The sequence below is a fragment of the Fibrobacter succinogenes genome (assembly GCF_902779965.1).
Lineage (GTDB): Bacteria > Fibrobacterota > Fibrobacteria > Fibrobacterales > Fibrobacteraceae > Fibrobacter > Fibrobacter succinogenes_F.
Map to the genome: position 1 here is coordinate 64,248 of NZ_CACZDK010000023.1, position 10,504 is coordinate 74,751.

The following is a 10,504-nucleotide window of genomic DNA, read 5'->3' on the forward strand; positions in this document are numbered from 1 at the left end:
TTCCTACGTCCTACTAAAAGCTACATTTACTTTACTATGTTCGAATCTATCATTCTCGGCCTGTTGCAGGGCCTCGCCGAATTTCTCCCCATCTCCAGCTCTGGCCATTTAGTGCTCGGGCACGAACTTTTAGGCATGAACGAAGCAGGCATGTTCTTCGACATCATGCTCCACGCAGGTACACTGCTCTCGATCTTTGTGGTGTTCCACAAGAAGATTACGGACATCATCGTCGGTTGCCTCCGCCGTGACCGCGACCAGCTCCGCGAAGCAGGCTACATCATTCTCGCCAGCATCCCGACAGCGCTCATCGGCCTCGGCTTCAAGGACGCTCTCGAAAGCCTGTTCGAAAATCCGCGCGCCGTCTGCGTTGCAGAACTTTTCACCGGCCTTTTGCTTTTCACATCGCAGTGGGGCCCAACCGGCGCCAAGCACCCGAATAACGAAGGCGTCAAGATGAACTGGTGGCGCGCCCTCGTGACCGGCACCGTGCAAGGCATCGCCTGCATCCCGGGCATCAGCCGTAGCGGTTCGACCATCAGCGCCATGATGTTCATGGGCGTGAACCGCAAGTACGCCGGCGAATTCAGCTTCCTCATGAGTATCCCCGCCGTCGGCGGTGCAGCACTCCTCGATTGCATCAAGTGGATTAAATGCCAAAGCATGACTCCGGAAAAAGCGCTCCTCAATCCGGAAAAGGCATTGAAATGCGTCGATGCAGGCGGATTCACCCCAGAACTCTTGGTTGGCATGATTGTCGCGTTTATCTTCGGAATCATCGCCCTCAAGTGGCTCATGAACTTTGTACAAAAGGGCAAGTTCCAGCACTTCGCCTGGTACGTCTGGGCTGTGGGTATTTTGGGATTAATTTTCCTGAAATAGACTTTATATGCAAAGCGCCCGTTCACAGAATCGTGAACGGGTTCTTTTTTATAGCTCCAGCCATCTCAGCGTCGGCGGAAAGTTGCTGCATAGCAGTTCGTTTTTTCACAAGTTCCTTAGCCTCATTGATTTCACCAACCAGCTGCTCAGTAGTGGGCAGATACAAGTTATATTCAGTAGCAAGGATAGTCTTGTTGCCTTCGGGCAAAGTCATTTTCACTGCAGAATCGTTTTTGCCCGCGCACAGAAGAATGCCGATAGTCGGATTTTCATCGGGAAGCTTTTCGATACGGTCATGATAATTCACATACATCTGGAGTTGGCCGATATCCTGGTGCGTGATTTTTCCCGTCTTGTTTTCAAACCCAAGTAGAACCATCGGATCCTTGATGACCTCTTGCGGAGTTTCAGGAATGCGTTCCTTGCGAGCAACAGCCAGCACAGATTCCTTGTCATTACTGAGCAAAAGACGTTCGTATAACTGACTGTTGATTTGACGTTCGAGTTCGCGACCGTTCCAGGAATTGTTCACGGCTTCAAGCTCGTAATATTCGCGCTTGTCGGGGTCGGAAATTGCAATAAGCATCTTATATTGAGACCAGTTCAATTGCGTCCGCACTGCGGACGCAATTGGGTACAATAGGAAAAATTGACGAGCGCGTTCAATTTGCCGAATACCAAACCCGCTCCCATACTCTGCATCCAGCTTTTCTGCAAGCGATTTAACGATATATGCCCCGTAATCGGCACGCTTCTTGCCATGCTGTTCTTCTTCAAAAATCCGCTTGCCAAGTTTCCAGTACATCTGGACACGGCAGAAATCAACGCTCCTGACCGCGTTTTCCCGCGCTGTCTCGATGATTTGCTTGGCATCTTGAACCAGTTTCACTGAGATAACTTCTTTTGACTTCATTACAGCCTCCTTTTGCCGCATATTGCGGACGGTTGATGTTAGAGGCGTCCCCTTTACCCCGAAATCCCGGAATAAAAAAAGACGCATTTTTCCATTAGACGAAAAAACACGTCGGGCATCAATGTACCTAATATCAAAAATGTTGGCTAGGGGTGTAAGAAAATTTCACACGACTAAGAGTCCTTAATCAACTCCGCGAGTTCATTTTGCGCATCGGGATTGTTTGCATAGTTCCGCATGACGGATTTCATGTCGAGAAGGATGCAGTGGATTTTGTGGTAATTTTGGCCACGATCTTTCCAATCGCCGTAGATATAGCCGACGCGCTTCATTGCATAAACGTCATTGCGAGGTAGCACCGCGACCGCGGCAATCTCATCCCATTTTCCAGCATCCGCACAATACGGCATAATGAATGCGTTGTAGATAGATTTTGGCAGAGCGTCATTCTGAGAATGCGTAGCATTCGAAGAATCCAGGCCCAATATTTCATTCCAATGTGTTTCCACATATTCCGCATAAGCCATCTGCTTGCACACAGATTCCGCCCCCGGCAAATGCGAATTGAAACCAGTCAAGCCGTATTTGTAGTACTTGGAATCAAGGATATACACTCCTGCATTGTCATTGCGAGGCGAAGCCGCGGCAACCTCATCTCCACATTCCATAACCATAATGGTATCTGGGCGGAGCGTGGAACGATGTTTTTCGTCCTTATCATCGTCATCCTGATATTTGACGCCATCATCATTCTTTGAACCTTCAACGACAAACTTAAGGTGAGGATTAAAATCGGACTTGCTCAAACCCTGCGGCAAATTTTCGAAAATCTTGTCGACCATCGCTTCCCATACGGGAGCAAATTTGTTTACTCCGAAATAAAATTCGTTTGCCGTTTTTCCGTCTTCGGTTTTATGCCCCGCAAGATACTCCACAATTCGAGCCAAATCAGCAAGCAAGTTCATATCGCGGTCGTTAAATGTCTTCGCAAGTTTGGAATTGATTGCGTTACAGAACAGATCATAATCAAAATCCAACAGCGGCTCTTCAGACGGTTCTATGCCGAACAGGAATCCAAGTTTTGCAAGTGCATCGTGAACGCAGAACTTATGAACATGCGTAATAAGCGTATCTTCGTTATAATTGACTTTACGGGCAATAAAGTCAAGATAAACAAGATTCTGTTCATCTTCTGTAATGACGGGTTGAACAGCCTTGATTGTTCTACCCCAATTGATTTTTCCGTGAGCCCCTTTCTTGTAAAGAATTTCCTTTTCGTCAAGGTAGCCGAAATCAAGAAAATTCCGGATAACATTCAAGTACGAAACCATCGGAAATTCAGATTCGCCATGTTCCTCTGCGAATGTGGAAATAGAGGAATCCTGATGAATCTGTTCCTGCAACGAAGGGTCAGAAAGCACCGTAAAAAGATTGACGACGCATTCCCGCAATTCTTCTTCGGGGAGCTCGCGCAAGGCCAAGTCATCTTTGAAATATCCCAAAGGAAAGATGATACTTTTTTCTAGCGTTCCATCTTCCTTTGATTTTTCACAACGAATGCCGACGAACTCGGTCTCCGAATTCGCCTTGGATTCGCAGGAACATATTTCGTTTAGCTTTTGCATCAAGGATTACAGCGTTGGCGATGCTACAAATGCGACAAGATTCGACTTGTCCTTGAAAACGTCAAAGCGTTCTTTCCCTTCAGACGGTTTTTCAAAGAAGTTAATCAGCTTTTCCAACGTGTCGATACCATCTGCAAAAATCTGCGGACGCTTGAACTTGAATACGTCATCCCACAAGAACTTTAAAACCTTTTCGGCAAAGACCTTGTCGTCGATAATGCAGCCCACGTTGCTCACAAACCAGACTCCGAGCCGCTTGTCTTCGGTGCTGGAAAGACCCTTGAGGGTGGCCGTAATTTTGGCGTTGATCCATCCCCAGAATTGTCCCCATTTAATACCGGTATCGTCAATCTCCGCTTCGTATTGTGTTTTGACAGCGGGCTTAGTGAGGTCAAATTCGTTGCGAACCAGTTCCATGTCGAAACGGCGCTGGAATGCGTTATCCAACGTGAACACATTCTGGTCGCTGGTGTTCATCGTCGCCAAGATGGAAAGGTTAGGCGGTAGGCGGATCGCCGTATTCGCATTGAAGTGAATTTCCTTTATTTTGATTTCTTCAATAGGTTCACCGTCGTTCCGTTCTTGGTAAGAACCATCATCCAGTTTTGTTGCTTTGCGGATATACGCATTAACATCATCGTTCTGGACAAAATACTGGCTCCAGCCTTCTGTAAACGTGTTTACCGCCGCATTTGCAGGGTCGTTGCCGAGAGAGTCCGTTTCGACAGCCTTGAGCCTATCCAACAACTGGAAGGTGTCACCGAAAATGGCAGCCGCATTACCGCGGTTGATTTCTTCGATAACTAGGTAAAAATGTTCATTAGGATTAAGGTACGCCCGCTTGATAATTTGCGTAAACGGCCCAGGAGTAAATTCGTAGGTGACGTGACCGTTGACTTTCGGTAAAATCTGACCGATGAATTCGGCGTTGGTGTATTCCGGGTGGAACACGACACGAACCTTGTTCTTCTCAGGAACGTCCTTCAGTTGCTCTCTGATTTTATTGCTCTTACCGCACCCCGGAACACCATAGTAGATGATTTGGGAAGGTTTAGAATTAAACGAAGGGCTGCTAGCAGGAGTTGAATCTTTCTTTTCAACCAAAGCGTCTAAAATATTTTGCTCTTGTAGAAAAGTTATCAATCTATTTTTGTTTAATGCATCATTTAAATGAGATGAAAGATTCTTCAATATCTTTGTAAAATCATCTTCAACAATATCTTTTTCTTCCAAATAACAATGAACATTATCATAAGTAAAATCACTTATTAATTGTTCAAATCGCTTCTGTACGAGAGGTGTATTCCATTGCATTGCTGAACACAAATTTTCAGAATACCTTTTTTGCAAAACATCTAAAAAGTCTGTGTAAATAGAATTTATAGAAATAAAATTAGAGAAACGATTAAGCCATAGGAATAGTAGTGCATATTTTAGCTGGCTCCTTCCTAGATATGCATCTTCGTTTGCAAAATGTACATAGGCATCATCTGCAACACGAATAGTACCATTGTCACAAATGAGAAGTCGTGGATGGCGCGTTGGAAAATCTAAGGGAGTTCTCGATGTTAATGAATTTTTGACGGCATTAGCACTAAAAAAATTACTTCCAACATCATAGTCTTTACTTTGGCCTAAACTCTGCGAAAAATTTTTTGTATCAAGAGAAATGGAACTTACAGGATTTGAAATTTGCACAACACGTCCAACAAGTTCAACAAATGTATCTTTATCACTTTTATTTTGTGTATTGCAAAAATGATTTTTAGTTTTTTGAAACTCATCCGTTGCTAAAAAATACTTTATTTCACTAACAAATTGTGTGCCGCCTTGAGATTCTATATCATTTCCAGAATAAAGGGAAGCCATCTTGGAATACAATTTTTTCAAGCTATCTTTCGACAAATACATAATTCTACTTCTCCTTTATTGTTTCAGTCAATGTTTTCGCGACAACCCAACCGAGTATCGGCGGAACTGCATTCCCAATAACTTTATACCTTGATTGCAAAGGGATTTTGCTAAAGTCAAAATTGTCAGGGAAAGACTGAATTCTTGCGATTTCACGGACGGTAAAACGTCTGTTTTCAATCGGATGAGTTATCCCACAGTTTTCTGGCTGAGACGAAGCCGTAATCGTTCCATTGATTTCGCCAAAAGCAAATCTTCTAAAAAATTTTGGGGAATGGTATTTCTTGGGATTGTCATAAATTTTCTTAAAGCGAGGCGTCAATTCCTCTGGAGGAATATCCTTCCATGATTTCCCTTCGCGATAACTTTCTGGCATCTTATCATACTCAAAATCTTTCTTGAAATAATTCAAAGCTTTTGCCCCATGTGCACATGGGCCTATTTTCTCAATCATGTTTTGAGTGGCTTTTGTATATTCCCAAAAGTCTTCTTTAGGGACATCCTTCAAGATAGAACCAAGAAGTAACTTTTCTTGTTTGCCAAAAGATTCCGATGGGATGTTTTCTTTTTGGACAAGTTCTTTTAGCTTTTCGAAATCAAACGAGCCTATTTTCTTATCAACACCAACAATCAATACACGGTATCTTTTTTGCGGAACTCCGTAATCACTCGCACAAACTAATTGCATCGAAACGTTATAACCGAGTTTTTCCATTCGAGCCTTAATTTCATTTGGCACAGTTGTTTTTCCGTCAGGCATTTTAGACGAAAGGATTCCTCGAACATTTTCGAATAAAAATGCTTTGGGCTTTTTCTTTTGAGAAATCTTATACTTTAAGATTCGTTCACATTCCTCAAACAATGTACCACGGCCATTTTTATCGTTTACGCCTTTACGGTTTCCAGCATTGGAAAATGGTTGGCACGGAAATCCAGCGATCATGACATCGAAGTCGGGAAATTCTTGGTCCTCAATTTCTCGAACATCCTTACATATTGATTTTGCAGAATCTTTCACAAGCAAAGCATTGCTGTTATAACAGTTGACAGCATCAGGATCAAAATCATTTGCGAAAACGACATCGGTATCAAGACGTTCATAATCCTTTCCAGAAAAAGAGAACCCGCCTAGAAAACCCAAGTCTAATCCACCACATCCAGAAAATAAGGACAGAACTTTTATTTTCTTTTGCGTTTGCTTCTTCGATGTCGGCACTTTTCGCTCCATTTTGAAAGTGAACGAGTACACTCTCGCGGGAGCGGTTCTGGCCGATTCGCGTGGCCGGAGTGCGGGCAAAAAGAAACGGCGGGGAGCCGACTCACTCCTCGCCTAAAAGCGCGACATTTTCAAAAGAATACAATACACCCGCATAATCTTGCAATGGATTGCTTCACCCTTTTAGGGTTCGCAATGACGTTGCAAAACAATCCCAGGCGGATACAATACGCCCAGGGTACACTACGCCCATGCGATCCACGGGCGGTGGCGAGTCATTGTCTTATTCTCGTTGCTGAAAGTGTCGAAGTTCCAAGTAGAGGACAAGAGCTAAACTCAGCGAGTTCACCCCTGTTCTGCACTTGTCCAGTATTTTTTGGATACAAAAAAGGCGTGGAGTTGAATGCATTTATCTACCTGAGGCCTTCGACTGCCCGCAACGAATAAACGCAAACAACTCACGCCCCAAAAGGTCGTGCGGCATAAACAAATACAAATTTGCTATGTAGCCAAACGATGCGGCAGGCGGTGACCTGTCGCAGACGTGAGCGTCCGTCTTGTTCTCGTTGCAGAAATTGTCGAAGTTTCAAGTAGAGAACAAGAGAAAACTCTATTTTACGGGTGAAATATAGTTTTTTTGGAATGGCAAAAGATGACACCAACCCCATCCAAGGAAAAAAATGCGTTTTTTTTGATTTATTCTTGACAAACACTCTTTGATGGATTATATTTTAGTGAACAAATGTTCTAGTGCTCAAAATTTCAAAACATTGCGGTTTTTACGCTTGTACGCAAGGAGGTAACGATGAAAATAAAAGTTATGGATGCAGAAATTTCTGTGCAAAAAGTCGGTAACGAGGATTACATTTCGCTGACCGATATGCTCAAGGCTAAAGACGGGGATTTCTTTATAACAGATTGGTTGAGAAACCGTAATACGCTAGAATATATTGGGATTTGGGAAAAAGTCTACAATCCAAATTTTAATTATGGCGAATTCGCCACAATTAAAGATCGATCAGGTCTCAACAGCTTTAAAATCAGCGTTAAAGAATTTCAGGCTAGAACTAATGCCGTTTCTTTAGTTGCCAAAGCCGGCCGATATGGTGGGACCTACGCACATAAAGATATTGCATTTGAATTTGCAATGTGGATTAGTGCAGAATTCAAAATATACATGGTTAAAGAGTTTCAGCGTCTTAAATCTGCCGAGCAGGCTCAACTAGGCTGGTCCGTGCGTCGCGAACTGTCGAAAATCAACTACCATATTCATACGGACGCAATCAAGCAGAATTTAATTCCGGCTACACTTACAAAACAGCAGATAAGTATGATTTATGCAAACGAAGCTGATGTTTTGAATGTAGCCTTATTTGGATTTACCGCCAAGGAATGGCGCGATGCACATACCGATTTGCAAGGCAATGTCCGCGACTATGCGACAGTAAACCAGCTTATATGTCTTTCAAATATGGAATCGTTGAATTCAGTCCTAATCAAGGAGGGCTTACCGCAACCAGAGCGATTGCAAAAACTGAATCAAATTGCAATTTCGCAGATGACTGTGCTAGAATCCATTAGCGAGAATAAACTGCTGAAATAAGGCAAGACAACAAGCTATTTTTTTTGGAATGCCGCAAGCGGCAGAAGCGAGGGGGATGCCTCCCCCACCTATCTCTGATTCAACCAATAGGCGAAAAAATAATCCGAGAGTCGATAGGTTCCGTTTTCCTCCGTAAGTACAAGTTTGTTTTTTAGCCCCTTCAAGGACGCTTGCACACTACTTGGCGAAGACAACCCATATTTGGCAACGAATGCACCCGAGGTCACTTCACGGGCAACGCCTTCCTGCGCAATGGCTAGCAAAAGCATTTTCTGTCTTAAAGAGAACATCGTAAACATATCCTTATATTGCTGTTCCTGCATAAGAATGATATTTTGCAAAGCAACATTTAAAAATTCCTGCGGGCAATCGCCATTTTCGGGCGTCAAAGCAAACAATTCGTTCATCAGCATTTGAACAAACCAAGTCGTTCCTTCAAAAAGCGAATAGACCTCGCGAATGACATCAGCATCAATTTTCTTGTTTTTTAACGCGAACATTTTTTTTGCAAATTCACAATAGACATCTACGGGGATTGCCTCGAGATTCATTGAAATTGCACTTTGATAAAAAGGTTTATTGCGAGAATAGAACATTTCATTCAAGATATGCTGTCGCGATCCTGAAAAAATAAAGCGGGTATTGTTGCACTGCTGAATTTTCGTGCGCAAAAGAGCCTCTACGCTCGTTTCTTCATATTCCGCAATTTGCTGAAACTCGTCGATGGCGACAATGCACGGACGCTTTTCAGATTCCAAATAATCGAAAATTTCGTCAAGAGTCTTTTGCGGAGTCTTAATTTCGCCAAGCTTAAGTTCAAACGAAGGTTCGCCCGTATTGGAATCTAATTTAAACGCAAAACGCAAAGTCGAAACGATTTCAAAAAAACGCTCATACCATTTCTTTTGTTGAGCCTGTTCTTTTTGAACAGCCTTGCTAAACTCGTAGATAAATTCTTCTATTGATTTTGTGGCGTAAATATCGACAAAGAAAGTTGAATAGTTCTTCTTTACCTTAGGCAACTTGTAAAAATGATGAATCAATCCGGATTTGCCGAGCCTTCTAGGACTCGACAAAACGATGTTTCTGCCGTTTGCTATATGCTTTTGCAAAAGCTCAATTTCTGCTTCGCGGTCGCAAAAGAACTCAACAGGAATATCCGACCCGATAACAAAAGGATTAGTCAAATCCATTTCAGCCTCCAATTATCATAACTATGATTATTATAAATATAATAATTATTTTTACAATAATCAAAAAAAAACACACAATTATTCATTTCATAATAACCATCTTTACAATAATGGATGGTCGCATACACGTTCTCTAGTCTTTCGTCTTAATTGGCACGGTTCTTGCATATATTAGCGCGAAAACAAGGCAGAACGATTGTTTTGTTTCATTTTGAAACTAGGTAATCGTTAAAACCGCTTAAAAATTTAACAGCAAACGAAAAACAGCGACCTTAACACGAAACCTTATATACCGCGCGAAGCGCCAAATTAATCTTTCGTCTTTCGTCTCTAGTCTTTCGTCTAAAACAGGAGATTAAAATGGCAACAGAAAAGATGGAGTTTCAGACCGAAGTTCGCGACATGCTGAACTTGATGATCAATTCTCTTTACAGCAACAAAGAAATCTTCCTCCGCGAATTGGTTTCTAACGCAGCAGACGCCTTGGACAAGCGCCGTTTCCTCTCGCTCTCGAACTCCAGCCTCCTCCCGGTGGGCACGCAGTTGCGCATCGATATTTCGGTGAACAAGGAAGGCAAGCGCCTCGTTGTCGAAGACAACGGTATCGGCATGAACAAGGAAGACTTGATCAACTGCTTGGGCACCATCGCCCGTAGCGGTACCAAGAACTTCATCAAGAACCTCAAGGATGGCGACAAAGGCAGTGTCGATTTGATTGGCCAGTTCGGTGTGGGTTTCTACTCCGTATTCATGGTCGCGAAGAAGGTCGAAGTTTTGACGCTCAAGGCCGGCGAGACGCAGGGTTACCTGTGGGCCTCCGAAGGCACGGGCGATTTCGAAATTTCTGAAGCCCCGCTCGACAAGGTCGGCACCAAGATTACGCTTTACCTGAAGGATGACGAAGACGCCGAAGATTTCGCCAGCGAATGGAAGATCAAGGACATCGTCCAGAAGTACAGCGGTTTCGTGAGCTACGGCATTTACTTCCACCCGGAAGCAAAGAAGAACGACAAGGGCGAACTCGAAGAAAAGCCCGAAGAACGTTTGAACGAAAAGACTGCTTTGTGGCGCCAGAGCGAAAAGGAAGTCACCGAAGAACAGTACAAGGATTTCTACAACGTCATCAGCCACGAAGCCGACGAACCGGCCGCCTGGAGCCAC

At 43.5% G+C, this 10,504-nt stretch carries 8 protein-coding genes; 3 read left to right on the top strand and 5 right to left on the bottom strand.

Annotated features, from left to right (window positions below):
* Positions 1-36 precede the first annotated feature (36 nt).
* Positions 37-882 carry an undecaprenyl-diphosphate phosphatase gene (locus HUF13_RS11535; RefSeq protein WP_173475267.1) on the top strand — a complete coding sequence of 282 codons (846 nt, stop codon included), beginning with the start codon at positions 37-39 and terminating at the stop codon, positions 880-882.
* Positions 883-904: 22 nt separating this feature from the next.
* Here HUF13_RS11535 and HUF13_RS11540 read toward each other — a convergent pair whose 3' ends face one another.
* The 4 genes from HUF13_RS11540 to HUF13_RS11555 all read right to left on the bottom strand — a co-directional run bounded on the left by HUF13_RS11540 (position 905) and on the right by HUF13_RS11555 (position 6,547).
* Positions 905-1,795: a PDDEXK nuclease domain-containing protein gene (locus tag HUF13_RS11540; protein ID WP_173475268.1), complete on the bottom strand. Its 891-nt coding sequence runs from the start codon at positions 1,793-1,795 to the stop codon at positions 905-907.
* Positions 1,796-1,968: 173 nt separating this feature from the next.
* Positions 1,969-3,420, bottom strand: a complete 1,452-nt coding sequence (locus HUF13_RS11545; protein WP_173475269.1) for an LlaJI family restriction endonuclease — start codon at positions 3,418-3,420, stop codon at positions 1,969-1,971.
* Positions 3,421-3,426: 6 nt separating this feature from the next.
* Positions 3,427-4,524, bottom strand: a complete 1,098-nt coding sequence (locus tag HUF13_RS11550) for an AAA family ATPase (RefSeq protein WP_173475270.1) — start codon at positions 4,522-4,524, stop codon at positions 3,427-3,429.
* Positions 4,525-5,335: 811 nt separating this feature from the next.
* Complete coding sequence (locus tag HUF13_RS11555; protein ID WP_304039114.1) at positions 5,336-6,547, bottom strand: DNA cytosine methyltransferase; 1,212 nt, start codon at positions 6,545-6,547, stop codon at positions 5,336-5,338.
* Between the two features lie 805 nt (positions 6,548-7,352).
* Here HUF13_RS11555 and HUF13_RS11560 point away from each other — a divergent pair.
* The gene (locus tag HUF13_RS11560) at positions 7,353-8,150 is read left to right on the top strand and encodes a KilA-N domain-containing protein (protein WP_173475272.1); all 798 of its coding nucleotides are present in this window, start codon (positions 7,353-7,355) and stop codon (positions 8,148-8,150) included.
* A gap of 68 nt (positions 8,151-8,218) precedes the next feature.
* Here the strand turns inward: HUF13_RS11560 and HUF13_RS11565 are convergent, their stop codons facing one another.
* Positions 8,219-9,343 (bottom strand): ATP-binding protein, encoded by a 1,125-nt coding sequence (locus tag HUF13_RS11565; RefSeq protein ID WP_173475273.1) that lies wholly within the window; start codon positions 9,341-9,343, stop codon positions 8,219-8,221.
* Positions 9,344-9,703: 360 nt separating this feature from the next.
* Here HUF13_RS11565 and HUF13_RS11570 point away from each other — a divergent pair.
* Positions 9,704-10,504 (top strand): ATP-binding protein (locus tag HUF13_RS11570; protein ID WP_173475274.1); only part of this gene is annotated, 801 nt, incomplete at its 3' end.

What these genes read in the sequence shown, in the direction of transcription:
- HUF13_RS11535 (WP_173475267.1), top strand. Translation starts at nt 37, where the DNA reads ATGTTCGAATCTATCATTCTCGGCCTGTTGCAGGGCCTCGCCGAATTT.
- HUF13_RS11560 (WP_173475272.1), top strand. Translation starts at nt 7,353, where the DNA reads ATGAAAATAAAAGTTATGGATGCAGAAATTTCTGTGCAAAAAGTCGGT.
- HUF13_RS11545 (WP_173475269.1), bottom strand. Translation starts at nt 3,420, where the DNA reads ATGCAAAAGCTAAACGAAATATGTTCCTGCGAATCCAAGGCGAATTCG.
- HUF13_RS11565 (WP_173475273.1), bottom strand. Translation starts at nt 9,343, where the DNA reads ATGGATTTGACTAATCCTTTTGTTATCGGGTCGGATATTCCTGTTGAG.
- HUF13_RS11540 (WP_173475268.1), bottom strand. Translation starts at nt 1,795, where the DNA reads ATGAAGTCAAAAGAAGTTATCTCAGTGAAACTGGTTCAAGATGCCAAG.